General features: G+C 70.8%; 17 protein-coding genes, 3 tRNA genes and 1 pseudogene. 10 read left to right on the top strand and 11 right to left on the bottom strand.

Going from position 1 to position 26,432, the window contains the following annotated elements:
- Positions 1–108 precede the first annotated feature (108 nt).
- Entirely contained in the window at positions 109–9,348 is a 9,240-nt protein-coding gene (locus ACXVUM_RS19220; RefSeq protein ID WP_458523499.1) for a fatty acid synthase subunit beta domain-containing protein, read from the top strand.
- Positions 9,345–9,737: a holo-ACP synthase AcpS gene (acpS, locus tag ACXVUM_RS19215; protein ID WP_458523498.1), complete on the top strand. Its 393-nt coding sequence runs from the start codon at positions 9,345–9,347 to the stop codon at positions 9,735–9,737. Before ACXVUM_RS19220 ends, acpS begins: the two co-directional genes overlap by 4 nt.
- A 13-nt stretch (positions 9,738–9,750) precedes the next feature.
- Here the strand turns inward: acpS and ACXVUM_RS19210 are convergent, their stop codons facing one another.
- Both ACXVUM_RS19210 and bcp read right to left on the bottom strand, forming a co-directional pair.
- Positions 9,751–10,377, bottom strand: coding sequence for a TetR/AcrR family transcriptional regulator (locus ACXVUM_RS19210; protein ID WP_458523497.1), 627 nt, complete (start codon positions 10,375–10,377; stop codon positions 9,751–9,753).
- Positions 10,378–10,389: 12 nt separating this feature from the next.
- Positions 10,390–10,860, bottom strand: a complete 471-nt coding sequence (gene bcp / locus ACXVUM_RS19205; protein ID WP_458523496.1) for a thioredoxin-dependent thiol peroxidase — start codon at positions 10,858–10,860, stop codon at positions 10,390–10,392.
- A 188-nt stretch (positions 10,861–11,048) separates the two neighbouring features.
- Here bcp and ACXVUM_RS19200 point away from each other — a divergent pair, with 188 nt between their 5' ends.
- Positions 11,049–11,270, top strand: a complete 222-nt coding sequence (locus ACXVUM_RS19200; protein WP_458523495.1) for a DUF3618 domain-containing protein — start codon at positions 11,049–11,051, stop codon at positions 11,268–11,270.
- A 21-nt stretch (positions 11,271–11,291) separates the two neighbouring features.
- On the opposite strand, the gene ACXVUM_RS19195 is transcribed toward ACXVUM_RS19200, so the two are convergent.
- Positions 11,292–11,921 (bottom strand): TetR/AcrR family transcriptional regulator, encoded by a 630-nt coding sequence (locus ACXVUM_RS19195; RefSeq protein ID WP_458523494.1) that lies wholly within the window; start codon positions 11,919–11,921, stop codon positions 11,292–11,294.
- A 134-nt stretch (positions 11,922–12,055) separates the two neighbouring features.
- On the opposite strand from ACXVUM_RS19195, the gene ACXVUM_RS19190 reads away from it, so the two are divergent.
- Positions 12,056–13,387, top strand: a complete 1,332-nt coding sequence (locus ACXVUM_RS19190; RefSeq protein WP_458523493.1) for a cytochrome P450 — start codon at positions 12,056–12,058, stop codon at positions 13,385–13,387.
- Here the strand turns inward: ACXVUM_RS19190 and ACXVUM_RS19185 are convergent.
- Together ACXVUM_RS19185 and ACXVUM_RS19180 are read right to left on the bottom strand one after the other, a co-directional pair.
- Complete coding sequence (locus ACXVUM_RS19185) at positions 13,333–13,941, bottom strand: LGFP repeat-containing protein (protein ID WP_458523572.1); 609 nt, start codon at positions 13,939–13,941, stop codon at positions 13,333–13,335. The genes ACXVUM_RS19190 and ACXVUM_RS19185 overlap by 55 nt on opposite strands.
- A 6-nt stretch (positions 13,942–13,947) precedes the next feature.
- Positions 13,948–14,577, bottom strand: a pseudogene (locus tag ACXVUM_RS19180) (hypothetical protein); the annotation flags it as partial.
- A 110-nt stretch (positions 14,578–14,687) separates the two neighbouring features.
- On the opposite strand from ACXVUM_RS19180, the gene ACXVUM_RS19175 reads away from it, so the two are divergent.
- From ACXVUM_RS19175 to ACXVUM_RS19165, 3 genes are all read left to right on the top strand, one after another.
- A tRNA-Lys gene (locus ACXVUM_RS19175) sits at positions 14,688–14,760 on the top strand.
- A gap of 216 nt (positions 14,761–14,976) precedes the next feature.
- Positions 14,977–16,203 (top strand): L,D-transpeptidase, encoded by a 1,227-nt coding sequence (locus tag ACXVUM_RS19170; RefSeq protein WP_458523492.1) that lies wholly within the window; start codon positions 14,977–14,979, stop codon positions 16,201–16,203.
- 112 nt (positions 16,204–16,315) lie between these two features.
- Positions 16,316–17,458, top strand: a complete 1,143-nt coding sequence (locus ACXVUM_RS19165) for an acyl-CoA dehydrogenase family protein (protein ID WP_458523491.1) — start codon at positions 16,316–16,318, stop codon at positions 17,456–17,458.
- A gap of 65 nt (positions 17,459–17,523) precedes the next feature.
- Here ACXVUM_RS19165 and ACXVUM_RS19160 read toward each other — a convergent pair.
- Both ACXVUM_RS19160 and orn read right to left on the bottom strand, forming a co-directional pair.
- Positions 17,524–17,596 (bottom strand) — tRNA-His (locus tag ACXVUM_RS19160).
- An 83-nt stretch (positions 17,597–17,679) separates the two neighbouring features.
- Positions 17,680–18,279, bottom strand: coding sequence for an oligoribonuclease (gene orn, locus ACXVUM_RS19155; protein WP_458523490.1), 600 nt, complete (start codon positions 18,277–18,279; stop codon positions 17,680–17,682).
- Between the two features lie 75 nt (positions 18,280–18,354).
- On the opposite strand from orn, the gene ACXVUM_RS19150 reads away from it, so the two are divergent.
- Positions 18,355–19,923 (top strand): helicase HerA-like domain-containing protein, encoded by a 1,569-nt coding sequence (locus ACXVUM_RS19150; RefSeq protein WP_458523489.1) that lies wholly within the window; start codon positions 18,355–18,357, stop codon positions 19,921–19,923.
- A gap of 3 nt (positions 19,924–19,926) precedes the next feature.
- Here ACXVUM_RS19150 and cmrA read toward each other — a convergent pair whose 3' ends face one another.
- From cmrA to ACXVUM_RS19135, 3 genes are read right to left on the bottom strand one after another with little or no spacing between them, the layout of a single operon-like run.
- Positions 19,927–20,730, bottom strand: a complete 804-nt coding sequence (gene cmrA / locus ACXVUM_RS19145; RefSeq protein ID WP_458523488.1) for a mycolate reductase — start codon at positions 20,728–20,730, stop codon at positions 19,927–19,929.
- Positions 20,731–20,751: 21 nt separating this feature from the next.
- Entirely contained in the window at positions 20,752–22,782 is a 2,031-nt protein-coding gene (locus ACXVUM_RS19140) for an FAD-dependent oxidoreductase (protein WP_458523571.1), read from the bottom strand.
- 2 nt (positions 22,783–22,784) lie between these two features.
- Positions 22,785–23,375 carry a PadR family transcriptional regulator gene (locus ACXVUM_RS19135; protein ID WP_458523487.1) on the bottom strand — a complete coding sequence of 197 codons (591 nt, stop codon included), beginning with the start codon at positions 23,373–23,375 and terminating at the stop codon, positions 22,785–22,787.
- 81 nt (positions 23,376–23,456) lie between these two features.
- Between ACXVUM_RS19135 and ACXVUM_RS19130 the strand changes: the two genes are divergently transcribed.
- Positions 23,457–23,996, top strand: coding sequence for a DinB family protein (locus ACXVUM_RS19130; protein WP_458523486.1), 540 nt, complete (start codon positions 23,457–23,459; stop codon positions 23,994–23,996).
- A 23-nt stretch (positions 23,997–24,019) separates the two neighbouring features.
- On the opposite strand, the gene ACXVUM_RS19125 is transcribed toward ACXVUM_RS19130, so the two are convergent.
- Positions 24,020–24,093 (bottom strand) — tRNA-Arg (locus ACXVUM_RS19125).
- A gap of 144 nt (positions 24,094–24,237) precedes the next feature.
- Between ACXVUM_RS19125 and ACXVUM_RS19120 the strand changes: the two genes are divergently transcribed.
- Entirely contained in the window at positions 24,238–26,307 is a 2,070-nt protein-coding gene (locus ACXVUM_RS19120; protein ID WP_458523485.1) for a cytochrome c oxidase assembly protein, read from the top strand.
- Positions 26,308–26,432: the final 125 nt, after the last annotated feature.

The raw sequence follows: 26,432 nt of genomic DNA, 5'->3' as shown, positions 1-26,432 counted from the left end.
GCCGAGATGTCCACCGGCCCGCCCCGACATCGACGTCGACCGCCCGATCGCGCGCAGACGCGCCCGAGCACCCCGCCCCCGAGTCCGCGACACCCGAGGAGATCCCCTGTGACGGTCAACGAGTTCCGCAACAGCACGGACGGCACACCGTCGTCCGGTCGCCACACCGACACGCTCATCGCACGACTGGCGGCCGGCACGCCGTACGCCGTCACCTTCGGCGGTCAGGGGACGCCCTGGCTGCCGGCGCTGGCCGAACTCGTGATCGACGCCGAACTCGACCACTCCCTCGCGCAGACGGTCGACGCCGCGGAGCGTCTCGTCGCACCGGTCCTGGGTGCGATCGACGCCGTCCGCCCCGACGGCTTCGACCCGCTCGCGTGGGTGCACCGCCTCGCCGCCGACCGGACCGTTCCCGCCGCGACCGTCCTCGCCGGTGCCGCCCAGTCGGTGCCGGGCATCCTCCTCACCCAGATGGCCGCACTGGCGGCGCTGGCCAAGCAGGGCCTCGACACCGCGGAGATCGCGCCGCGCGCGGTCGCGGGCCACTCGCAGGGCGTCCTGGCCACCGATGTCGTCGCGGACGCCGGTGGTCGTGGTGCTCTGCTCGCGCTCGCCCACCTGATCGGTGCCGCGGGCGCCACGGTCGCCCGTCGCGTGGGTCTCGGGGCCACGGCGGACGGCACCCCGATGGTGTCGGTCTCCCGGGTCGACCCCGCACGTCTGGACACCATCCTCGACGAACACCGGGCGTCGCTGGTCGGTGACGACGTCGCCATCGCCCCGGTCGTCGCGATCCGCAACGGTCGTCGCTCGGTCGCAGTCTCGGGCGCACCGCGTCAGCTGCGGGCGTTCGAGCAGCGGTGTGCAGCCGTCGCCGCGGCCGAGGCCGCCGACCGCAAGGCCAAGACCACCGGCGGTGCCCCCTTCGCGCCGACGTTCGACCCCGTGGACGTCTCCGTCGCCTTCCATCACCCGGCGCTGCACGCCGCCGTCGACCTGGTCGGGGAGTGGGCACAGCAGTGCGGTCTCGACGTCGACTGGGCCCGCGGCCACGCCCACGCGATCCTGGTGGCGCCGTGCGACTGGGTCCAGCGCCTCGACGACGTCGCCGACAGCGGTGCGCTCTGGCTGCTCGACCTCGGCCCCGCCGACTCCGCGACGCGCCTGTCGGTGCCGAACGTCCGCGGTCGCGGCATCGGGTGCATCCCGGCCAGTTCGCGGGGCGGCCAACGCAACGTCTTCGCCCCCGGCGGCGTTCCGTCGGTACCGGCTCCGTGGGATGTCCACGCGCCGTCCCTGGCCGAGCTCCCCTCGGGGCGCACAGTGGTGGAGACCGCGTTCACGCGTCTCACCGGCCGGTCGCCGATGCTGCTCGCGGGCATGACCCCGACCACCGTCGACCCGGCCATCGTCGCGGCCGCCGCCAACGCCGGCCACTGGGCCGAGCTGGCCGGCGGCGGGCAGGTGACCGAGGCGATCCTCGCCGACAACCTGGACCGCCTGCACACGCTGCTCGAACCGGGCCGGCAGGCACAGTTCAACGCGCTGTTCCTCGACCCCTACCTGTGGAAGCTCCAGCTCGGCGGCAAGCGGCTCGTGCAGAAGGCCCGCGCGGCCGGATCACCCGTCGACGGTGTCGTCGTCTCCGCGGGCATCCCCGAACTCGACGAGGCGGTCGCACTGGTCGACGAGCTCGTGGACGCGGGGATCCCCTGGGTCGCGTTCAAGCCGGGCACCGTCGAACAGATCCGGTCCGTGGTGCGTATCGCCGCCGAGGTGCCCGCGCACCCGGTGATCGTGCACATCGAGGGCGGTCGCGCCGGCGGTCACCACTCGTGGGAGGACCTCGACGACCTCCTGCTGGCCACCTACGCCGAGCTGCGCGCGCGCCCGAACGCCGTGATCTGCGTCGGCGGTGGCATCGGGACACCCGAACGTGCCGCGGACTACCTCACCGGACGGTGGTCGACCGCGCACGGGTTCCCGGCGATGCCGGTCGACGGCATCCTGCTGGGGACCGTCACGATGGCGACCCTGGAGGCGACGACCTCGCCGGCGGTCAAGCAACTCCTCGTCGACACACCCGGATGCGACAGCTGGATCGGCGCCGGAGGCGCCCGGGACGGGATGGCCTCGGGCCGCAGCCAGCTCGGTGCGGACATCCACGAGGTGGACAACGCCGCATCCGCGTGCGGCCGCCTGCTCGACGCGGTCGCGGGCGACGCCGACGCGGTGGCGGAGCGTCGCGACGAGATCGTCGCCGCCCTCGACGCCACGGCCAAGCCGTACTTCGGTGACGTCGCCGCGATGACCTACCGCCAGTGGCTGACCCGCTACGCCGATCTCGCCGTCGGCGCCGACCCCGGCCCGACGCCGGACTGGGCCGACGTCACGTGGCGCGACCGGTTCCGACAGATGCTGCAGCGCACCGAGGCCCGCATGCACCCGTCCGATCGCGGCGAGGTCGCGACGGCGTTCGCCGACGACGCCTCGACCGCAGCCCCGCACACGGCGATCGACGTGCTCGGCGGCCTGTACCCCGAGATCGACTCCGACGTACTGCATCCCGCCGACGTCTCCTTCTTCCTCGGTCTCTGCCGCACTCCCGGCAAGCCCGTCAACTTCGTGCCCGTCGTCGACAAGGACGTGCGTCGGTGGTGGCGCAGCGACTCGCTGTGGCAGGCCCACGACGCCCGCTACGGCGCCGACGAGGTGTGCGTGATCCCCGGACCGGTAGCGGTCGCGGGCATCACCCGCGTCGACGAGCCCGTCGGTGACCTCCTCGACCGGTTCGAGGCGCACCTCGTCGCCGAGCTCGGCGCCCGCGGCGTGACCCCGACCGCCGTGCCCAGCCGTCGAGCCGGGATCGGTGGGCGCGCCGGTGTTCTCGCGACCGTCATCGCGGCCGACTCCGTCGAGTGGGCCGGACGTATGGTGCCCAACCCGATCGGCCGTCTCGGAGACATCCGGCAGTGGGAGTTCCTCGACGACGGCGACGACCGCGCGGAGCACGCACCGACCGGGGCCACCCTCACCCGTGTCGACGGTGGCGTGGAACTCGTCGTGCCGATCGCGACCACCGCGGTCACCATCCCGATGCGCGTGGACGCGTCGTTCCTCGACGGCGGTGTGCCCCGTGTCGATCTCGACGACGCCTCCGCCGCCATGCGGACCATCCTCGGTGTGGCCGCCGGCGATCTCCCCGAGGTCGTCGACGGTGTCGCGACCGTGGCCGCGCGGTGGATGTCCGACCTGCCCGCCGACCACGCCGGCGTGACGGCGCACGGCCTGCCGCAGCGACTGTCGGCGTCGACGCCGTCGGGCAGCGGCGGGTTCGCCGTTCCCGACGCGATCGTCGGTCTGGCCTGGCCCGCGGTGTTCGCCGTCATCGGGTCCGCACGGACACCGTCCGGCCGTCCGGTCGTGGAGGGCCTGCTCGATCTCGTCCATCTCGATCACGCCGTGTCCGTCACCGGGGAGCTGCCCCGGGTCGACACCGACGTCACGATCACCGCCACGCTGCGCTCGACGGACGACACCGCCGTCGGACGTGTGGTCACCGTCGACGTCGAGATCGTCGACGGGTCCGGTGTGCTCGCCGGACTCACCGAGCGCTTCGCGATCCGCGGCCGCAGCGGTGCCGGCGACCTCTCGGACCCCGTGCGCGCCGGTGGCGCCGTCGTCGACGAGCGGCAGGCCACCCGCGCCCTCGTCCGTTCGGTCACGGTCACCGCACCGGCCCGCATGCACGGCTTCGCCGCCGTGTCCGGCGACCACAACCCCATCCACACCGACCTGCGTGCCGCCCGACTCGCCGGGTTGGGGGAGCCGATCGTCCACGGCATGTGGCTGTCGGCGCTCGCCCAGCACGTGGTCACGGCCACCGACGTCGACCGCCCCGTCCCGTCGGCGCGTCCCCTGCTCGGATGGACCGCCCGGTACCTGGGCATGGTCCGCACCGGCGACGAGGTGACCGTCCGCGTCGACCGCGTCGGTCTCGACCGGGGCGCGGAGGTCGTCGAGGTGACCTGCTCGGTCGACGGCGACCTCGTCCTCGCGGCGACCGGCCGTCTCGCGGCACCGCGGACCGTCTACGCCTTCCCCGGCCAGGGCATCCAGAGCGCCGGGATGGGTCTCGCGGCCCGTGCCCGGTCGGCCGCCGCCCGTGACGTCTGGGACCGCGCCGATGCGCACACCCGGTCCGCCCTGGGCTTCTCGATCCTCGCGGTCGTCCGTGACAACCCCACCCGACTGGTCGCCCGCGGGACCACCTACACCCATCCCGACGGCGTGCTGTTCCTCACCCAGTTCACCCAGGTCGCGATGGCGACCCTCGGCGTCGCGCAGATCGCCGAGCTGCGCGAGGCCGGCGGATTCGTCGAGGGCGCGATCACCTGCGGCCACTCTGTCGGCGAGTACAACGCGCTGGCGGCCTGCGCCGGTGTCCTGCCGTTGGAGGCGGTCCTCGAGGTCGTGTTCCAGCGCGGCGAGGCCATGCACCATCTCGTCCCGCGAGACGAGCTGGGCCGCAGCAACTATCGACTCGCCGCCATCCGTCCCAGCCAGTTCGGCGTCGCCGACGACGACGTCGTCGGCTTCGTCGCCGACGTGTCCCGGTCGTGCGGGGAGTTCCTGGAGGTCGTCAACCTCAACCAGCGCGGCACCCAGTACGCGATCGCGGGCACGGTGCGCGGTCTGGAGAACCTCGAGGCGCACATCGAACGCAAGCGCGCCGAGGTCGGCGGCAAGCGCGGGTTCATCGTCATCCCGGGCATCGACGTGCCCTTCCACTCCAGCGTCCTGCGGGACGGCGTGCCGGAGTTCCGCGCGCGCCTGCAGGAACTGCTCCCGGCGCAGCTCGATCCCGAGGTGCTGATCGGGCGGTACATCCCGAACCTGGTCCCGCGTCCGTTCACCCTGGACCGTGACTTCGTCGCCGAGATCGCCGACCTGGTCCCCTCCGAGCCGTTGGCCGAGGTGCTCGCCGACTACGACGCCGCGGCCGCGGACCGGGCGGGTCTCGCCCGGACCATCCTGGTCGAGCTCCTCGCCTGGCAGTTCGCGAGCCCGGTCCGGTGGATCGAGACCCAGGACCTGCTGTTCTCCGGGCGTGAGACCGGCGGACTCGGGATCCAGCGGTTCGTGGAGGTCGGAGTCGCGACCGCGCCCACGCTCGCGGGACTGGCGACGAACACCCTCAAGCTCGACGCGTTCGCCGGCTCGGCGGTGCAGGTCCTCAACGTCGAGCGGGACACCCAGGTGGTGCTCGCGCAGGACGAGGCCCCCGAGGAGATCGACGAGGCGCCCGTCGAGACCGAGTCCACCGAGTCGTCGTCGGCCCCGGTGGCGGCACCGTCTGCGCCTGCGGCGCCGGCTCAGGCCGCCGCGGGTCCGCGTCCCGACGACATCACGTTCGTCCCGGCCGACGCCGTCCGTGCCGTCATCGCGCTGTGGACCAAGATGCGCCCGGATCAGATCGGTGCCGCCGACACGATCGAGGCCCTGTGCGACGGTGTCTCGTCGCGCCGCAACCAGTTGCTCCTCGACGTCGGCGCGGAGCTCGGGCTCGGGGCCATCGACGGGGCGGCCGAGGCGGACATGGCCTCGCTCGCGTCGACCGTGGACTCACTGGCCCGCGGCTACAAGCCGTTCGGGTCGGTGCTCACCGACGCCGTCGGCGACGCCCTGCGCAAGGTGCTCGGCCCGATCAACAAGCGTCCGGCCCACATCGAGGATCGCGTCACGTCGGTCTGGCAGCTCGGACCGGGATGGGCGCGGCACGCGACGGTGGCGCTGGCCCTGGGTACCCGCGAGGGTGCCTCGGTGCGCGGTGGCGACCTCGGCGGCCTCGTCGACGGTCCGCTCGGATCGGTCGATGCGCTCGACGCGGCGATCGACGCCGCCGTCACCGCGGTCGGCGCGCAGCGCGGTGTCGCCGTGAGCAAGCCCGCGGCCGACTCCGGTGGCGGCGCGACCGTCGACGCCGCGGCGCTCGGAGCCTTCACCGAACAGATCACCGGTCGCGACGGGGCCCTGGCCTCGGCAGCGCGGACGGTCCTGCGCAAGCTGGGCCTCGACGAGCCGACCGACGACGCCACCGACGCCGACGCCGACGAGGCGCGTGCGGCCCGGATGCTCTCCGATCGCGTCTCGGCGGAACTGGGAGCCGACTGGTTGCGCACCGTCACACCGACGTTCGACCCGCGGACCGCTGTCCTCGTCGACGACCGATGGGCCACCGCGCGTGAGGATCTCGCCCGCCTGTGGCTGGCCGACGACCACGACCTCGACACCGATTTCGACGCGGTCACCCGCCGGTTCGCCGGCGCGGGTCACACCGTCGCCCAGCAGGCGACGTGGTGGCAGGGCAAGGCGCTGCACGTCGGTGACGGTGTCCGTGCCCGCGTGTACGCACAGATCGCCCATCTCGCCGAGGATCCCACACCCGGCGTCCACACCGGCGAGGTCGCCGTGGTGACGGGTGCGTCCTCGGGCTCGATCGCCGCGGCCGTGGTCGGGCGTCTGCTCGCCGGCGGCGCGACGGTCGTCGCGACGACCTCGCGGCTCGACGGGTCCCGGCTGGCCTTCTTCAAGGAGCTCTACCGCGAGAACGCCCGCGACGGGGCAGCCCTGTGGGTGGCCTCGGCGAACATGTACTCCTACACCGACGTCGACGACCTCGTCGAGTGGATCGGGTCCGAACAGGCGGAGACCGCGGGTGGATCGACCACCGTCGTCAAGCCGGCTCTGCGACCGACACTGCTGTTCCCCTTCGCCGCGCCCCGCGTGGCGGGCGACCTGTCCGACGCCGGCCCCCGCGCCGAGCTGGAGATGAAGGTGTTGCTCTGGTCGGTCGAGCGGTTGATCGCCGGTCTCGGCGAGCTGGGTGCCGACCACGACGTCGACGGTCGGGTGCACGTGGTGCTGCCCGGCTCACCGAACCGTGGCATGTTCGGTGGCGACGGCGCCTACGGCGAGAGCAAGGCCGCCCTCGACGCGCTCGTCGGGCGCTGGTCGGCGGAGTCGTCGTGGAACTCCCGTGTCACCCTGGCCCACGCCATCATCGGGTGGGTGCGCGGCACCGGCCTCATGGGCGGCAACGACCCGTTGGTCGAGGCCGTCGAGGCGGCCGGGGTGCGCACCTGGTCGACCGCGGAGATGGCCGCCGAACTGCTCGCGCTGTGCGGACCGCAGCAGCGGACATCCGCGCGGACCGCGCCGATCGTCGCCGACCTGACCGCCGGTCTCGCCGACGCCGACCTGGACCTGTCCGCGCTCGCCTCGGTGGCCCAGGCCGCTGCGGCGACCGGGGAGACCGACGCCGAGCCCACGGCCCCGACGGTCCCGGCCCTGCCCGCACCCGCTCGCCCCGAGACGGGCACGACGCCTTCGTGGCCGGAGCTGACGGTCGACCCGGCGGACCTCGTGGTCATCGTCGGTGCCGGCGAGCTCGGTCCCTACGGCAGCGCTCGGACGCGGTTCGAGATGGAGGTGTCCGACGAGCTGTCGGCGGCCGGTGTCCTCGAACTCGCCTGGTCGACAGGGCTGGTGCGCTGGGAGGACACGCCCCGACCGGGCTGGTACGACGTCGAGTCCGGTGACGAGGTCGCCGAACACGAGATCGCCGACCGGTACCACGACACCGTCGTCGAGCGGTGCGGCATCCGCCGCTACGCCGACGACGGCGCGATGGTCGACAACGCGGCACCGCTGCTGACGTCGGTCTTCCTCGACGAGGACCTCACGTTCACGGTGGCGTCGGAGGAGGAGGCCCGGGCGTTCGCGACGTCGGACCCCGAGCGCACCAGGGTCCGCGCCCTCGAGTCGGGGGACTGGGAGGTGACCCGCACGGCGGGAACCGAGATCCGTGTCCCGCGTCGTTTCGCCCTGAGTCGCACCGTCGGCGGGCAGATCCCGACCGGATTCGACCCGACCGCGTACGGCATCTCGGCCGACATGGCGTCGTCGCTCGATCGCGTCGCGCTGTGGAATCTCGTCGCCACGGTCGACGCGTTCCTCGGGTCGGGCTTCGACCCCGCGGAGCTCATGCGCTGGGTGCACCCCGGTCTGGTCGCCAACACGCAGGGCACCGGTATGGGCGGCATGGAGTCGATGCGCTCGCTGTACATCGACACCCTGCTGGGGGAGTCGAAGGCCAACGACATCCTGCAGGAGGCTCTGCCGAACGTCATCGCGGCGCACGTCGTGCAGTCCTACGTGGGCAGCTACGGCGCGATGATCCATCCGGTCGCCGCCTGCGCGACCGCCGCGGTCTCCGTGGAGGAGGGCGTCGACAAGATCCGGCTCGGCAAGGCGTTGTTCGCGGTCGCCGGCGGGTTCGACGACCTGTCGGTGGAGGGCATCGTCGGATTCGGTGACATGTCGGCGACGGCGGACTCGGCGGCGATGGCCGCCCGCGGGATCGATCCGCGCCGCTACTCCCGGGCCAACGACCGACGACGCGGCGGGTTCGTGGAATCGCAGGGTGGCGGAACGGTTCTGCTGGCGCGCGGTGACGTGGCCGCCGACATGGGTCTCCCCGTACTCGGGGTCCTCGCATGGGCGCAGAGCTTCGGCGACGGCGTCCACACCTCCATCCCCGCCCCGGGCATCGGTGCGCTGGGTGCGGCGCGCGGTCGCCTGGAGTCGCCGATGGCGCGCGCACTGCGTGATCTCGGTGTCAGCGCCGACGACGTCGCGGTGGTGTCCAAGCACGACACGTCGACCCGCGCGAACGATCCGAACGAGGCGGACCTGCACGAACGCGTCGCCTCGGCACTGGGTCGCCACGACGGTGCCCCGTTGTTCGTGGTGTCGCAGAAGTCGCTGACCGGTCACGCCAAGGGCGGGGCGGCAGCCTTCCAGCTCATCGGGCTGTGCCAGATGCTGCGTGACGGCGTCATCCCGCCCAACCGCAGCCTGGACTGCGTCGACGACGCGATGCGCGAGCACCCGCACCTGGTGTGGGTGACCGAGGCCCTGGAACTGGGAGATCGCTTCCCGCTCAAGGCCGGTCTGCTCACCAGCCTCGGGTTCGGCCACGTGTCCGGCCTGGTCGCCGTCGTGCACCCGGAGGCGTTCGTGGCCTCGCTCGACGCCGATCGTCGTGAGGCGTACCGGACGGCTGCGGCACAGCGCTCCCGCGAGGGTGCGCGACGTCGACTGGCCGCGATGTGCGGTGGTGACCCGCTGTACCAGCGGCCGCCGAACCGCCGTCTCGGTGACGCCGGCGCCGACCCGGACCGGGAGGCCGCGATGCTCCTCGACGAGACTGTGCGCCTCGACGCCGGCGGCGACTACCCGGCCCCGACCGATGCGACGCTGTCGGGCGCGACCACGCGATGAGCGTCATCGGCATCGGCATCGACATCGTGTCGATCCCGGAGTTCGCCGAGCAGATGACGCAGTCGGGCACGACGTTCGCCGACCGGTTCACGGTCGGTGAGCGTCGTGACTCGGCGGCCGGGACCGGTGACGACGCACGGCATCTCGCGGCGCGGTGGGCGGCGAAGGAGGCCGTCGTCAAGGCGTGGTCGGTCAGTCGCTTCGCGCTGCCCCCGGCGATGGCGGCCGTCGAACACGGTGACATCGAGGTCGTCACCGACGCGTGGGGCCGGCCGTCGATCCGTCTCGGCGGGACGATCGGTGAGCATCTCCGGGACACCTGTGTGCACATCTCGCTCACCCACGACGGGCCGTCGGCAGCGGCTGTCGCGGTGATCGAGAGCCGCTGAGCCGGAGCGGGACTCAGGTGGTCTCGGTGTCCTCGAGCAGGAGGTACCCGGCGAGCATCCGCTTGAGCTCGGCGACGGTCCGGGCGTGGTCGTGGCCGTCCTGCACCGAGAAGCTCAGCAGCGAGTAGGCGGTGTGCACCAGCACCTCCGACATCATCGTGCGTCGCCCCCGCTGGCTCGGGGTGAGCGGTGCGATGATCCGCGCCACCATCTGGGCGAGCGCGCGTTCGTGCACGAGCGCGGTCGCCCGCGTGGCCGGTGTCGACTGCACGGCCAACCACACCGCCCGCCGCGACGGGTCGTCGCGCCACAGCGAGGCGAGGTGGTCGAGGAACTTCTCCAGCAGCCGCGGCCAGTCGAGCGACGGGATCTCCTCGCCGAACGCCGCGAGCGCCTCCTGCACGCCGACGGCGTCCTGGCGGTCGAGCTCGCAGACGATGACGTACTTGTTCGCGAAGTACTGGTAGAGGGTCCCGATCGGCACGTCGGCGCGCGCGGCGATCTCCTCGCAGGTCAGTGACTCGAAACCGACCTCGATGAGCAGCGCGCGCGCCTCGACGAGCATCGCCTCGAACCGGCGGCGGCTGCGCTCCTGTGTCGGCCGCTTGCGGGGGACCAGGGGCGTCGCGGGGTCACCCATGAGCGGGTCGACTCACACCGCGATGTCGCGGCGCAGCTTGGCGACGTGTCCGGTCGCGCGGACGTTGTACTGCGCGACCTCGATGGTCCCGTCCGCGTCGACGAGGAAGGTCGAGCGGATGACCCCGGTGACGGTCTTGCCGTACATCGTCTTCTCGCCGAACGCACCCCACTCGGTGAGGACGGTCTTGTCCGGGTCGGACAGGAGCGGGAAGGTCAGTCCCTGCTCGTCGCGGAACTTCGCGAGCTTGGCGGGCTTGTCGGGGGAGATGCCGACGACGTCGATCCCGGCGCCCGACAACTCGGCCAGGTTGTCGCGGAAGTCGCAGGCCTGTTTCGTGCACCCGGGAGTGGACGCCGCGGGATAGAAGTAGACGACGACCTTGCGGCCGGAGTAGTCCGAGAGCGAGACGGGATCACCGTTCGCGTCGGGCAGGGTGAAGGCAGGGGCGGTGTCACCAGGAGCGAGCCGTCGAGTCGTCACGCGTGACACGGTAGCCGAGCGGCCGCGGGGAGAAGGACACGCGACGGCCTTCTCGGGCGGAGGGACATGACCGTCGTGGCGCCCGGTGAACTACGGTTGCTCCGAGAGCGCCCCGACCGTCGCGTCGGAGCCGAGCACCCACCGGGCCCCGATCGTCGACGACGGCCCGGGACGACGATGGAGGACACGTGGCACGCGACCCCGACAGCATCGAGCGCGACATCGTCCGCGCACGCGAGGATCTCGCCTCCACCCTGGACTCCTTGGCCGAGCGCGCGAACCCGCAGCGCCTGGCCGAGGACGCCAAGAACGGGGTGGTCGCGACGCTCAACACCCCGGCCGTGAAGTACCCGCTGATCGGTGTGGGTGTCCTCGTTCTCGCCCTCACCGTCAAGAAGCTCGTCAGCTGACGTCGACGGCGACCAGGCCGTTCACACGCTCTCAGCGGTGAACAGGGCGATCGTCGCCGCGATCGCGCATGCGGTGATGTCGGCCGGTGCCGCGCCCGCCTCGACCTGAGCGGCGATGAGTTCACGCAGGCCGCCCACCAGCAGCACCGCCATCGGTCGGGACGGCGGGCGGAAACCCTCCCGCCGGAGGTCGTCGCTGTCGGCGAGATCGCCGACCAGGTCGACGAAGCCCTCCCGCGTGGCCCGTTCCACCTCCCGCGCCCCTGCACGCAGCGTCGGGGCATCCCGGATCCAGCTGAGCGTCAACGCCGGCTCGGCGGCCGCGCCCGCGATCCACGACTCGATGCCCGCCCGCACCTGATCCCGCCAGGGGGCGGAGCGGTCGACCGCGCGGTAGATCAGGTCCATCTGACCCCGGTTCACGGTGGCGAGCATGGCGGCGAAGCACTCTTCCTTGTCGCCGAACTGCTCGTAGAACGTCCGGCGGGACATCCGCGCGATGCGCACGACGTCGGCCACCGTCGTGTCGCGGAACCCGCGCTCGACGATGGACGTGGCCAACGCGTCGATCAGGCGTCCGCGCACGTCGCCGGTGCGCGCCACCGCCCGCGGCGACGGGAGTCCACCCGGGGCGACCGCGTCGGTGTCCATGGGCGTCGAGAGTATCGGCAGCACCCCGCTCCGCGGTCCGTGACGACTCTTGTGAGCCCGTGGTACGTCTGCGTACCATCGGCTCTGTCGACCCGGGCGCCGGGGCTCGACGCGAACGCAGGAGCGAGGTCCCGATGAGCATCGACACCACCGATCGCGCCGGCCTGCCGGTCGTACCGCCACGGCCACGCGTCCCCCGTGCGCTGATCGCGGCAGCCGCGATCGCCCATCGCCGGGCCGGCCTGGAGTGGCTGCGATCGCGACACGGCTCGGCGTTCACCATCGACATCCCCGTGTTCGGGTCGACGGTCGTCGTCGCCGACCCGGTGGTGGCGCGGGAGGTGTTCCGGGCTCCGACCGATGTCCTGGAGTCCGTGGAGCAGAACCTGGGGCGGGTGTTGGGGCCGAACTCGATGTTCGCGCTGACCGGGGAGCGGCACCGCCGAGAGCGCAAGTTGCTCGCGCCGCCGTTCCACGGTCGACGCCTGCGCGCCTACGCGGACGTGATCACAACCGAGGCTCGCGCGGAGATGGCGACGTGGCCGGTCGACCGTGAGTTCGCGACGATGCCGTCGATGATGCGGATCACCCTGAACGTCATCATCAGGGCCGTGTTCGGGGCCAGTGGCCCGGAGTTCGACCGGCTGCGGATCCTGTTGCCGCGCCTGGTGGAACTGGGCTCATGGCTCGCGCTGGTCCCGATGCCCCACGCCGAGTGGCTCGGTGACCGCGGTCCCTGGGGGCGGATGCGTCGACTGCGCCGGGAGTACGACGCGATCGTCGGTCGACTGATCGACGCGGCACAGCGTGCCGACGACCTCGACGCACGCGACGACGTCCTGTCGATGATGGTCGCCAGCCGCTACGACGACGGCAGCCCGATGACCCGCGACGAGATCGCCGACGAACTGTTGACGATGCTCTCGGCCGGACACGAGACGACGGCCACCACGCTGGCCTGGGCGGTCGAGCGTCTCCGTCGCCACCCCGGGTTGCTGTCGCGACTCGCCGCGGAGCGTGAGGCGGGTGGCAGCGCACTCCTCGAGGCGACGATCCTCGAGGTGCAGCGGTCACGGCCGGTGATCGACGTGACGTTCCGGACCGTCGTCGCCGACGAGGCCCGGATCGGCGACTGGACGGTCCGCCGGGGGCAGTCGGTGATGGTGGGGATCGGTCTGATCCACTCGGACGCGTCCGTGTGGCCCGATCCCAAGCGGTTCGACCCGGGTCGATTCGCCGACCGCAGACCGGATCTCACCGACTGGATCCCGTTCGGCGGAGGATCCCGGCGCTGTATCGGTGCGTCCTTCGCGTCGATGGAGTTGCTGGTGGTCCTGCAGACGATGCTCGACGACCTGGTGCTCGAACCGACGACGGACCGCGGCGAACGGTGGCGACCCCGCGGCGTCGCCTACGCGCCGGCCCGCGGCGGACGTGCCCGGGTCAGCAGGCGTCGCAGCGCCTGACACAGACGCGGGAGCAGGCCCGGTGCGGATGACGACGGCGTCGGGACGTCCTGGGTGACGCCGTCGGCCGCCGACCACCGCAGCGTCGCGTGCTCGAAGTCCTGGCGTCGACCACCCCTGTCGTCGTATTCGTCGTATTCGTCGGATGTCGGCCACCCGAGTGCACCCGCCTGCGCTCCCAGTTCGGCGTACCGTGCACCGATCGCGCCGTGTGTCCAGTGCCCCGCCCGGGATCCGTTCTGTCGGAACAGGACCCCACCCGCGAACCCCTGGACGCCACCGCCGTCGACGACGGCATGCGGGCGGGCCGGGTAGCCCAGCGGGCCGCGTTCGAACCCGAGCGCGGCCCACGCCTCGAACAACCCGTCGTGGGGGATCGGGAGCGCGTGGATGCGGCCGTCGGGGGTACGCGGCATCGTCGGTGACCAGTAGATGTGGGCGTGCTCGAACTCGGCGAAGCGGCCGACGCCGTCGGGGCAGGGGATCTCGCCGACGGTCAGGCGGCGACCGATCCACGCCGCGGCGATCCGTGCGGCCTCGTCGATCTCGTTCAACGAGGGAGGCCCGCCGATGCCACACGCCGCCGCGAATCCCTCGGCGGTGAGACCGTCGGCGGAGTTCATGTCGCAGTTGCCGAACGGGGGAGCGCCCTCGGGCAACCCGCCGCCCCACCCCGACCCGTCGGTGTACTGGTGGGCGATCTGTCCCGGCAGGTTCGGATTGCTCCCGTACCCGGCGCCGATCACCCGCAGCCCGGGAGGGCGCGTGCGCCACATACCGGCGAAGTCGGCGGCGTTCGCGTATCCGATGACCCTGCGGGCGTCGCCGCCGCAGAAGTCGACCAGGTCGGCGAACGTGCGGTTGATCCAGTCCGACCCGTCACCGGGCGGGTTGCCACCGGATTCGACGTCGAGCATGAGGACCACACGGGGGTGCAACCCACCGTTGCGCAGGATCTGATCCCGCATCGTCTCCGCCGTCTCCTGCCAGTTCGGCCGGACATAGCAGTAGACGATCCCGACGGTGAGTCGTCCCGAGTCCAGTGAGCGCCGCACCCAGGCGTAGTTCACGCCGAAGTTCGGGTCGCGGAACGTCCCGTCGTTCGATCGGATGGACAGGATCGGGTACGGATACGTGTCGTCGACGGGCGGCTGGAAGTACGAGACGTCGGCGAAAAGCGTGTCGGGCATCGGAACCCACTGTGCCCGCTGGTCCCGACAGGCCGCGACGGCGCCCCGCCACCACGGGATTTCCGGACGCGCGGGTCCACCTGTTAATGTCTCTTCTCGCGTCACAACACGCGCCATTAGCTCAATTGGCAGAGCAGCTGACTCTTAATCAGCGGGTTCGGGGTTCGAGTCCCTGATGGCGCACCGGAGATCGGCCCCCGCCACGACCATCTGGTCGGGCGGGGGCCGATGTCGTCTGTGGGTGCGGGCGCGCCGTGACGTCGGCGTGATCGGAGTGCTCGTACACTGATCGTGTCTGCCTGAGGGGGTCGGGCGTGAGGGTCGTGATGCGGATGTATGCGCGGCCGCAGCAGCGCAGCGACGCGCACGAGTCGGTGAACAGATGTATTCGGGAGTGCAATGGTGTTCGGACGTACGGGTCGACGTCTCTCGTGGTCGGTGGCGCTCGTCGCCCTGGTGACCGTGGTCGCGACGGCGTGTTCGTCGGGGACGGCCACGCCGACCTACAGCGACCAGGTGGGGACCAACGTCGGCTTCGACGATCTCATCAAGCCGGCGATCTCGGTGACGGGTTTCGCGGGTCAGCCGTTGACCGACCGTGCCGCGGGTGTCCAACCGGGTGCACCGCTGACGGTCACCGCGAAGTCGGGGCGCCTCACCGACGTCCGCATCCCCACGTCCGAGGGGGGTGAGGTCGCCGGCACCTACAACGCCGACCACACGTCGTGGACGTCGACACAGCCACTCGGGTACGGCCGTACCTACACGCTCTCGGCGGACGCCCGCGGCATCGCCGGTGCGTCGGCGACGCAGCTGTCGTTCTCCACGCGCTCGCCGACCAACCTCACCGACGCATATCTCCTGCCGGAGAACAACTCCACGGTCGGCATCGGCCAGCCGGTCGCGATCAAGTTCGACGAACCGATCACCGACCGCAAGGCCGCGCAGAACGCGATCACCGTCCGCACCGACCCTCCGGTGGAGGGAGCCTTCTACTGGCTCAGTGACACCGAGGTGCGCTGGCGGCCGGAGAACTTCTGGAAGCCGGGTACCAAGGTCCACGTCGACGTGAACACCTACGGCATCGATCTCGGTGACGGCGTGTTCGGGCAGCAGGACAAGTCGCTCGACTTCACGATCGGCCGTGCGCTGGTCGCGACGGGGGACGATCGCACCAAGGAGGTGTCGGTGGCGATCGACGGCAAGGTGGTCCGCACCATGCCGGTGTCGTTCGGCAAGGACAGCTCGCCGACCAATCCCGGCACCTACATCGTCGGTGACCGTGTGCCGAGCATCATCATGGACTCGTCGACCTACGGCGTCCCGGTGAACTCGCCCGGCGGGTACCGCGAGACCGTCTACTTCGACACCCAGCTGTCCTACAGCGGCATCTATCTGCACTCCGCGCCGTGGTCGCTCGGGGACCAGGGGAACACCAACGTCAGCAACGGATGTCTCAACGTCAGCCCCGCCAATGCCGAGTGGTTCATGAACACGGCGCTGCGCGGTGACATCGTCATCGTGAAGAACACGATCGGTCCGGTCCTTCCCGGTACCGACGGGCTCGGTGACTGGAACATCCCGTGGAGCGTCTGGAAGAAGGGGAACGCCGGCGGCAACGACTGACCGGCTCCACCACGCTGCCATCGGCCAGTGTTACGCTCCGCGTTGACACGATGGCCGGGGTGATCGGCCGTCTCGAGCGGCGCGACGCGCCCGAGGAAAGGCAGTTCCCCCGATGGCATCTCGTTCCCCCTGGATGACCGACGACCTCGACGACCTGCGCCGCATGGTGCGGGCGTTCATGGAGAAGTCGGTCGCACCGAACGTCGACAAGTACATCGAGCAGCACCACGTCGACCGGGACCTGTGGAATCAGGCAGGCGAGCTCGGGCTGTTGTGCATGTCCATCCCCGAGGAGTACGGCGGCGGAGGCGGGACGTTCGCGCACGAGTCGGTGCTGATCGAGGAGCAGGCCCGGATCGGTGACTCGTCGTGGGGCGTGACCCTGCACAACGGGATCATCGCGCACTACCTGCTGGCCTACGGCTCGGAGGAGCAGAAGACCACGTGGCTGCCGAAGATGGCGTCGGGTGAGGTCGTCGGCGCCATCGCGATGACCGAGCCGGGCACGGGCTCGGACCTGCAGAACGTGACGACCCGCGCCGTCCGCGACGGGGACGAGTACGTGATCGACGGGTCGAAGACCTTCATCACCAACGGATCCCAGGCCGACCTGATCGTCGTCGTGGTCAAGACCAACACCTCGGAGGGTGCCAAGGGCATCTCGCTGGTCCTCGTCGAGGGCGACCGTCCGGGATTCCGACGGGGTCGCGTCCTGGACAAGATCGGTCAGCGCGGTCAGGACACCTCCGAACTGTTCTTCGACGGTGTCCGCGTCCCGACGTCGAACCTGCTCGGCGCCGAGGAGGGGCAGGGCTTCATCCAGCTGATGCAGCAGCTGCCGCAGGAGCGGCTCATCATCGCCGTCGCGTCCATCGCCGGCATGGAGGCGGCGATCGACCACACCCTGCGCTACACCAAGGAGCGGCAGGCGTTCGGGCGTCCCGTGTTCGGTTTCCAGAACACCAAGTTCAAGCTCGCCGAGGCGGCGACCGAGACGCGCATCGGCCGCGTCTTCGTCGACGACTGCATCGTCAAGCACCTCGACGGTCAGCTCGACATCCCGACCGTCGCGATGGCCAAGTGGTGGACCACCGACCGCGCGATGACCGTGCTCGACGAGTGTGTGCAGCTCTTCGGCGGCTACGGCTACATGAGTGAGTACCCCGTCGGCCGTATGTGGGCGGATGCCCGCGTGCAGAAGATCTACGCGGGCACGAACGAGATCATGAAGGAGATCATCGCCCGGTCGCTGTGATGTGACCGCGTCCGGCCCTGACACGACGATGGCCCCCTCCGCACGGAGGGGGCCATCGTCGTCGGGGTGGATGACGGGACTCGAACCCGCGACAGCCAGGATCACAACCTGGTGCTCTACCAACTGAACTACATCCACCATCGGTCCGGTCGCCCGGAACCAGGGTCACACTCTATCCGCACCGGCCTCCGCAAGACCAATCGGTTTGCCCGTCGGCCCCCTCACGCGTCGCCGAGGCCGCGGACGACCTCCTGGATCTCCGTGGTGTCGGGTCCGGGAGGAGCGACGAAGACGGTCTCGCGGTAGTACTTCAACTCGCGGATCGACTCGCGGATGTCGGCCAGGGCACGGTGGGCGAGCCCCTTCTCGGGCTGGCCGAAGTAGATCTTCGGGTACCAGCGGCGCGAGAGCTCCTTGATCGAGCTGACGTCGATCATGCGGTAGTGCAGGTAGGCGTCGAGCGTCGGCATGTCGCGGGCGATGAACCCGCGGTCGGTGGCGATGGAGTTGCCGGCCAGGGGAGCCGCGCCCGAGGAGGTGACGTGTTCGCGGATGTAGTCGAGGACCATCTTCTCGGCGTCGGCGAGCGTCACCGTCGACTCCCGCACCTCGGTGGTCAGACCGGATGTGGAGTGCATCTTCTTGACCACGTCGGGCATGGCGTCGAGATCGGCGTCGTCGGCGTGGATGACGACGTCGACACCGTCCCCGAGGATGGTGAGGTCACTGTCGGTGACCAGCGCGGCGATCTCGATCAGCTTGTCGGATCCGAGCCGCAGACCGGTCATCTCGCAGTCGATCCACACCAGTTTGTCCTGCACCCGACAACCTTAGCGGGCCGTTAGGGTTGGTCCCGGCTCGAGTGGGCGGGACGACGAGGGATGGGGGTCCGGACGATGACGCAGGCTGAGGGATCGCAGCAGGGCGCGGCACAGGAGATCGCGGCCGGGTACGTGGTCGACGGTGCGGCGCTGCAGCTCGGCGCTGTGAGCGTCGACGGTGTCGTCGACGCCGGGGCCCAGGTGCGTATCCCACTTGCCATGATGAACCGCCACGGCCTCGTCGCCGGCGCGACCGGCACCGGGAAGACGAAGACCCTCCAGGTGATCGCCGAGCAACTGTCCACCGCCGGGGTGCCGGTCGTCATGGCCGACATCAAGGGCGACCTCTCGGGGCTCAGCCGCCCGGGCGAGGCCTCCGACCGGGTCAGCAAGCGCGTCGCCGAGATCGGTGACGACTGGGCGCCTGCGGGCAGCCCGTGCGAGTTCGTCTCGGTGGGGACCGGGGGAATCGGCGTGCCCATCCGGGCGACCATCACCTCGTTCGGACCGATCCTGCTCAGCAAGGTGTTGGGTCTCAACGACACCCAGGAGTCGACGCTGCGACTGATCTTCCACTGGGCCGACACCCGAGGCCTGGCGCTGCTGGACCTCAAGGACCTCCGCGCGGTCATCGGTCACCTGACGAGCGACGAGGGCAAGGCCGACCTGGCCGAACTCGGCGGGGTCTCGCGGGCGACGGCCGGTGTCATCCTCCGCGCCCTGACCACCCTCGAGGCCGACGGTGGCGACACGTTCTTCGGCGAGACCGAGATCGACCCCGCCGACCTGCTGCGCACCACACCCGACGGCGCGGGGATCATCACGCTGTTCGAGCTCGGTGACCAGGCCGCGCGCCCGGCCCTGTTCTCCACCTTCCTGATGTGGATCCTGGCCGACCTCTTCGGGTTCCTCCCCGAGGTCGGTGACACCGACAAGCCGAAGCTGGTCTTCATCTTCGACGAGGCGCACCTGCTGTTCGCCGACTCCTCGAAGGCGTTCGTCGAGCAGGTCGAACAGACGGTGAAACTGATCCGATCCAAAGGTGTCGGGGTGTTCTTCTGCTCGCAGCTGCCCACGGACATCCCCAACCAGGTGCTCTCGCAGCTCGGCGCGCGCATCCAGCACGCGCTGCGTGCGTTCACGCCCGACGACCAGAAGGCGTTGTCGAAGACGGTGAAGACCTACCCGACCTCGACCGCCTACGACCTCGAGAAGGCGCTGACATCACTGGGGATCGGCGAGGCGATCGTGACCGTGCTGTCCGAGCGCGGCGCCCCGACCCCTGTCGCCTGGACCGTCGTGCGACCGCCGCGGTCGCTGATGGCCGGTATCGGCGCCGAGGCCATCACTGCCGCCGCGACGGCGAGTCCGCTGCACGCCAAGTACGCGGAGACCATCGACCGGGAGTCGGCCTACGAGAAGCTGAACGCGAAAGTCCTCACGCCCGCGGAGCCACCCGCCGCGGAACCGGCCGCCGCGCCGTCGCCGGCACCCGAGGCGTCCGCGCCCGCGGGCAAGACGGAACCCGGTGTGGTGCAGGAGATCCTGGGCAACCCGGCCGTGAAGAGCTTCATGCGCTCGGCCGGCAGTGCACTCGGCCGCGAGATCACCCGATCGCTGTTCGGGACCGGGCGCCGCCGGTAGCGTTCAGCCGCCCAGCTTGCGGTAGAAGCCGCCGACGATGGGGGCGACGATCGCGCGGGGGGTGTACCCGCCGGCCACCGACATCGCCTTCGACAACGCGCCCGGCACGACGCGCATCTTGTTGCGTGCCAGAGCATCCAAGCTGAGGCGCGCCACGCCCTCGCTGTCGTCCCAGAGGAATCCCGGAACCATCTTGTCGACGATGCTGGCGTCCTCGGGCGACGGCTCCTCGGTGCGGACCGGTCCGGGTGCGAGCAACGTGACATGCACGCCGGCAGAGGCGACCTCTCCGCGGACGGACTCGCTGAAGGTGTTCACGAACGCCTTCGACGCGGCGTAGGTCGCGTTGTTCGGGATCGGCATGTTCCCCGCCGCCGAACCGACCATGAGGATCCCACCCGAACCGCGCCGCACCATCTGCGGCAGCACCGCGAGGGTGAGGTCATGGACTGCTCCCACGTTCAACCGGACCTGCGCGCGCTCGTAGTCGGCGTCGAGGTCGACCAGGGCGCCGAACGTCGCGATGCCGGCGTTGTTGCACAGGAGCGCGATCTCCCGGTCGGCGAACTCCGCGCACAGCACCTCGACCGCGGCGGGGTCGGACAGGTCGGTCGGGCGGACCTCGACGTCGACCCCGTGCGCCGCGCGCAGCTCACCGGCGGTCTTCTCGAGGATCTCACCGCGCCGGGCGACGAGGATCAGCGAGTAGCCACGACGGGCGAGCTCGCGGGCGAGGGCGTCGCCGATGCCGGACGAGGCGCCCGTGACGACGGCGCGGTTGGACTGCGACGGTGCGGTCAGTGCCATGGCGCCGATCGTAACGGTGGACTACAGGGACGCGGCGACCTCGGTGCCCTGACGGATGGCGCGCTTCGCGTCGAGCTCGGCGGCGACGTCGGCGCCACCGATGACGTGGGTGGCGATGCCGGCCACGGTCAACGGGTCGACGAGGTCGCGGACGGATTCCTGTCCCGCGCAGACGACGACGGTGTCCACCTCGAGGACACGCGGGTCACGATCGGAGTCGGGAAAGCTCAGGTGCACGCCCGCGTCGTCGATGCGGTCGTAGCGAGCACCCGAGATCTGCTCGACGCCCTTCATCTTCACCGTCGCGCGGTGCACCCAGCCGGTGGTCTTGCCGAGCGACTTCCCCTGCGATCCGGGCTTGCGCTGCACGAGATAGACCGTCCGGGCGGGAGGCGTCGGGCGCGGCTTCGTGACGAACCCCCGGGTGTCGAGGTCGTCGGTGACACCCCACTCCTGGTCCCATTCCTTGGCGTCGAGGGTGGGGGAGTCGGTGACGGTGAGGAATTCGGTGAGGTCGAATCCGATACCGCCGGCGCCGATCACGGCGACGCGGTCACCGATCGGGCGGTCGCCGAGCACCGCCTCTGCGTAGGTCATCACCGAGGGGTGGTCGATGCCGGGGATCGACGGCACGCGCGGTGTCACCCCGGTGGCGACGACGACGTCGTCGAATCGCTCGGCGATCAGGCGCTCGGCGTCGACCCGCGTGTCGAGCGCGACGGTGACACCGAGGACCTCGAGACGGCGGGTGAAGTAGCGGATGGTCTCGGAGAACTCCTCCTTGCCCGGGATGCGGGCGGCGATGGAGAACTGGCCGCCGATGGTCGGGCCCGCCTCGAAGAGGGTCACGCGGTGGCCGCGTTCGGCCGCGGAGACCGCGGCGGCGAGCCCGGCCGGGCCGGCCCCGATGACGGCGACCCGTCGGGCGGTGCGGGTGGGGGAGAGGACGAGTGTGGTCTCGTGACCCGCGCGTGGGTTGACCAGACAGGACACCTTCTTGCCGACGAAGGCGTGATCGAGGCATGCCTGGTTGCAACCGATGCACGTGTTGATCTCGTCGGCCCGCCCCGCCTGCGCCTTCTCGGGGAGGTGGGGATCGGCGAGCAGCGGCCGCGCCATCGACACGGCGTCGACGCGACCGCCGCCGAGGACCTCCTCGGCGACCTCGGGGGTGTTGATGCGGTTGGAGGCGATCAGTGGGATCGACACCTCGTCGCGCAGGCGCTCGGTGAAGCGCACGAACGCCGCCCGAGGGACAGAGGTGGCGATGGTCGGGACCTTCGCCTCGTGCCAACCGATGTCGGTGTTGATGGCGTCCACGCCGTGGGCCTCGAGAGTGCGTGCGAGCAGGGCGATCTCGTCCCAGGTCTGACCACCCTCGACGAGGTCGGCGATCGACTGCCGCATGATGATCGGGTAGTCGGCACCGACCCGTGAGCGGATCTCGTCGACGATCGCCACGACGATCCGCTGTCGGTTCTCGGTCGACCCTCCCCAGCGATCGGTGCGGCGGTTGGTGCGAGGGCACAGGAAGGTGTTGAGCAGGTAGCCCTCGCCACCCATGATCTCGACCGCGTCGTACCCGGCGGCCCGGGCGAGGGCCGCGCTGCGACCGTAGGAGCGGATGACGTGACGGATCATGGCGTCGGTCATCTTGATCGGTCGGAACGGGTGGATGGGGGACTTCTCCCACTCCACCGACCATTTGAACGGGGTGTAGCCGTAGCGTCCGGCGTGCAGGATCTGCATCGCGATGTGGCCGCCGGCCTGGTGGACGGCCGCGGTCGCGCGGCGGTGGCGCCACACGTCGAACCGGTTGGTCATCTTGGCGCCGAACGGCAGCAGCAGCCCGGTGCGGGTGGGCGCGATCCCACCGGTGATGATGAGGCCGACGCCGCCACGGGCGCGTTCGCCGACGTACGCGGCCAGGCGGCCGCGATCCCAGAAGCGCTCCTCCAGTCCGGTGTGCATCGAGCCCATCACGATGCGGTTGCGGATCGTCATGGTCCCGATGGTCAACGGCCGGAACAGGTTCGGGTAGTCGTCGGTCATCGTCATGCCTCCGCGTGTTCGGTGTGGATGGGTGGGGTGTCGGCGCGGTCTCCCGCGATCTCGTCCTCGAGCGCCGTGATGACCTCGTCGCACCATGCGATGAGTCCCTCCTCGACGCGGATGCCGCCCTGCAGGACGAGGCGCTGATGCAGTCGGCGTCCGTGGGTGGCCGTCCCCTCGGTGAGGTCGGTCTCGGCGAAGCGCCGGTACAGCGTGAGCTGATCGTGGTGGGCATCGCGGTGGCGGCGGAACTCGCTGACGAGGTCGCACAGGTCGCCGTGCTCGGCGGCGCGTAGTCGCACACTCAGCTCGTCCCGCAGGCGGGGGACGGGGGCGGGATCGGAGATCCACGCGCGCAGCGCATCGCGGCCCGATGCGGACAACGTGTAGACCTTCTTGTCCGGGCGACCGTCCTGCGGGACGTCCTCCATGTCGACGAGACCGTCGGCGTGCAGCTTCTTCAGCGTCCGATAGATCTGCTGATGCGTCGCGGACCAGAAATAGCCGATCGAGCGCTCGAACTGACGGCCGATCTCGTACCCCGTCCCGGGGCGTTCGGCGAGCGACACCATGATCGCGTGCTCGAGGGCCATGGTCGAAGGCTAATACGCACTCACGCACAGTGCAACAAGGTGCATATGCGCGGACGAGGTCGGGTGCCTAGGCTCCCGGGCATGACCGACCCCGATGTGCCCGGCCGCGACGAGCCACCCTTTGCCGCAGACGAGGTCACCACCCTGCGGACCTTCCTGGCCTATCAACGCGCGACCTTCGCCTGGAAGTGCGAGGGCCTCGACGAGGCCGGGCTCGCCACGACCGTCGGGGCGTCGTCGATGACGTTGGGCGGCATGCTCAAACACCTCGCGTTCGTCGAGACGCAGTGGGTGATGCACCGGCTTGCCGGACGCCCGTGGGCGGAGCCGTGGGCGTCGGCCGACTGGGCTGCCGACCCCGACTGGGACTGGACCTCGGCCGCCGACGACACCCCGGACGAGCTGTGGGCGCTGTGGCGTGGCGCGGTCGCCGAGGCCGACGGTGTCGTCGACGGGGCGATCGAGACGGACGGTCTGGACGTCGTCGCGCGGCGGCCCCGCGGTGACGGGGCGCTGGTCAGCCTGCGGTGGTTGCTGGTGCATCTGATCGAGGAGTACGCGCGCCACAACGGCCACGCCGACCTGATCCGCGAGGCGATCGACGGTCGCGTCGGGGAGTGATTCCACCGGGACCGCTGCGGGAGTGCCCCCGGCAGGACTCGAACCTGCGACCTAGGGATTAGAAGGCCCTTGCTCTATCCACCTGAGCTACGGAGGCGCGCGGCAAGTGTATCGGTGGACTTCGCCGCGATGAGGACCCCACACTCGCGCGGCCGACGGGGACTCTCGCGGCTGCGACGACCGTCGCGAATGCGCTTCGCCACGGCGGGAGGGTCCCCTCGGCGCGGATAAACTCGCCGCCATGACCGCGCTCGCACCCGACAGGCTCGACCTGCGCCGCAGTGCGGCGGGTGCGGTCGCCTGGGCGATGGGGTGGGGGACCGTCGCGGTCGCGGTGATCGTGACCGCGGTGTCCGCGTCGACGGCCGTCGAACTCGCCGGGATCCCCGATCCGGGCTGGATCACCACCTACGGCATCGCCGCGGTCCAGGGCGTCGGCGAGGTGGCGGCGGCCGTCGCGGTGGGATCCGCGCTGTTCGCCGCCTTCTTCGTCCCGCCACAGCGCGACGGGGTGCTCGACGTCGGCGGATATCGCGCGATGCGGTGGACCGCGGGCGCGGCGCTGGTCTGGGCCGTTGCCTCGGTCCTGATGGTCCCGCTGTCACTGTCCAACGTGTCCGGGCGGCCGCTGTCGGAGGCGCTCGCACCCGATCGGTGGGCGACAGCGCTCGACCAGGTCGCCGACGCGCGGTCGTGGCTGTGGACGGCGATCTTCGCGGTCCTGGCCGCGATCGTCGCCCGGATCGGTCTGCGCTGGTGGACCACCCTCGTCGCGCTGGCCATCGCGGTGCTCAGCCTGATGCCGCTCGCGCTGAGCGGGCACTCGTCGGCCGGCGGCGACCACGATCTGGCCACCAACAGCCTCATCCTCCACATCGTCGGTGCGTCGGTGTGGATGGGTGGACTGTTCGCCGTCGTCGCCTACGCCCGCGGGAGCGGCGGACACACCGCGCTGGCGGTACGCCGGTTCTCTCGCGTCGCGCTGTGGTGCATCGTCGTCGTCGGCGTGAGCGGGGTGATCAACGCCCTCATCCGGGTCCACCTCGACGAACTCGCGACGACGACCTACGGGCGGGTGGTGCTGCTGAAGGTGCTGGCCCTCGTCGTGCTTGGGGCGCTCGGTGCATTGCACCGACGGCGAACCGTCACCGCGTTGACCGCCGATCCGGCCGACCGGGGAGCGTTCATCCGCTTCGCCCTCGTCGAACTCGGCGTGTTCGCGGCCACGTTCGGCCTCGCCGTCGGCTTGGCACGGACGCCCCCGCCCGCCCGCGACACGGCGTCGATCTCGGTGCAGGCGGTCGAACTCGGGTACGACCTGCCCGGCAAGCCGACGCTCGAGACGATCTCGACCTTCTGGCGACCGGACCTCATCCTGGGATTCGCCGCGATCGTCCTCGGCGTGACGTACCTGCGCGGCGTCGTCCGTCTGCGTCGTCGTGGCGACGACTGGCCGGTCGGGCGGACGATCTCGTTCACCCTCGGTGCGGTGTTGCTGCTGGTCACGACGTCGTCGGGGTTGGGTGCCTACTCCGCGGCGATGTTCAGCGTCCACATGATCGCCCACATGATGATGTCGATGCTGATCCCGGTGCTGCTGGTGCTGGGCGGTCCGGTGACGCTGGCCCTGCGCGCCCTGTCCCCGGCCGGGGCGTCCGCGCCGCCGGGACCGCGCGAGTGGATCCTCGCCGCGGTCCACAGCCCGGTGTCACGATTCCTGACGCATCCGTTGGTGGCGTTCCTGCAGTTCGTCGGCAGCTTCTACGTCCTGTACCTCAGCGGCCTGCTCGATGCCGTCGCGACGTACCACTCGGCGCACATCCTGATGAACATCCACTTCCTGCTCAGCGGGTACCTCTTCTACTGGGTGGTCATCGGCATCGACCCGGCGCCGCGGTCGGTGCAACCGCTGATCAAGGTGGCCATGGTGTTCGCCGCGCTGCCGTTCCACGCGTTCTTCGGCGTGATCCTGATGTCGCAGAACACCGTGATCGCCCGCGACTGGTACCGGACCCTGGCGCTGCCGTGGAACACCGATCTGCTTGCCGACCAACGGACCGGCGGCGCGATCGCCTGGGCCGCGGGCGAGGTACCGCTGGTCATCGTGCTGATCGCCCTGTTCATCCAGTGGACGCGCCACGACCAGCGCGTCGCCCGGCGGATCGACCGCCGCGCCGACCGCGACCACGACGCCGAGCTCACCGACTACAACGCGATGCTCGCCGGACTCGCCGGGCAGCAGGCCGGCGCGACGGCCGATCGCCCCGACGCCCCGCTGTCCGACGCCCACCGGTCCGACACCGACCGCTGAGGTGGGTGTCAGGGCGCGTCGAACCGGACGGCCCGACCGCTAAGGTTGATGGCGACCTCTGCCGCATCGGCACGCCGAGCCGCCCACCCGGCGGCACGCCGGTCGCAGCGACGACGGCAGACACT

It is taken from the genome of Williamsia sp. SKLECPSW1 (genome assembly GCF_054332755.1).
This window is presented reverse-complemented; position numbering and strand designations above follow the sequence as displayed.

Coding starts and splice junctions, on each gene's coding strand:
- ACXVUM_RS19210 (WP_458523497.1), bottom strand. CDS start 10,377: ATGGGTGACCCCGCGACGCCCCTGGTCCCCCGCAAGCGGCCGACACAG.
- ACXVUM_RS19170 (WP_458523492.1), top strand. CDS start 14,977: ATGGTGTTCGGACGTACGGGTCGACGTCTCTCGTGGTCGGTGGCGCTC.
- ACXVUM_RS19135 (WP_458523487.1), bottom strand. CDS start 23,375: ATGGCCCTCGAGCACGCGATCATGGTGTCGCTCGCCGAACGCCCCGGG.
- ACXVUM_RS19165 (WP_458523491.1), top strand. CDS start 16,316: ATGGCATCTCGTTCCCCCTGGATGACCGACGACCTCGACGACCTGCGC.
- ACXVUM_RS19190 (WP_458523493.1), top strand. CDS start 12,056: ATGAGCATCGACACCACCGATCGCGCCGGCCTGCCGGTCGTACCGCCA.
- ACXVUM_RS19140 (WP_458523571.1), bottom strand. CDS start 22,782: ATGACCGACGACTACCCGAACCTGTTCCGGCCGTTGACCATCGGGACC.
- acpS (WP_458523498.1), top strand. CDS start 9,345: ATGAGCGTCATCGGCATCGGCATCGACATCGTGTCGATCCCGGAGTTC.
- ACXVUM_RS19150 (WP_458523489.1), top strand. CDS start 18,355: ATGACGCAGGCTGAGGGATCGCAGCAGGGCGCGGCACAGGAGATCGCG.
- ACXVUM_RS19195 (WP_458523494.1), bottom strand. CDS start 11,921: ATGGACACCGACGCGGTCGCCCCGGGTGGACTCCCGTCGCCGCGGGCG.
- ACXVUM_RS19130 (WP_458523486.1), top strand. CDS start 23,457: ATGACCGACCCCGATGTGCCCGGCCGCGACGAGCCACCCTTTGCCGCA.
- cmrA (WP_458523488.1), bottom strand. CDS start 20,730: ATGGCACTGACCGCACCGTCGCAGTCCAACCGCGCCGTCGTCACGGGC.
- ACXVUM_RS19120 (WP_458523485.1), top strand. CDS start 24,238: ATGACCGCGCTCGCACCCGACAGGCTCGACCTGCGCCGCAGTGCGGCG.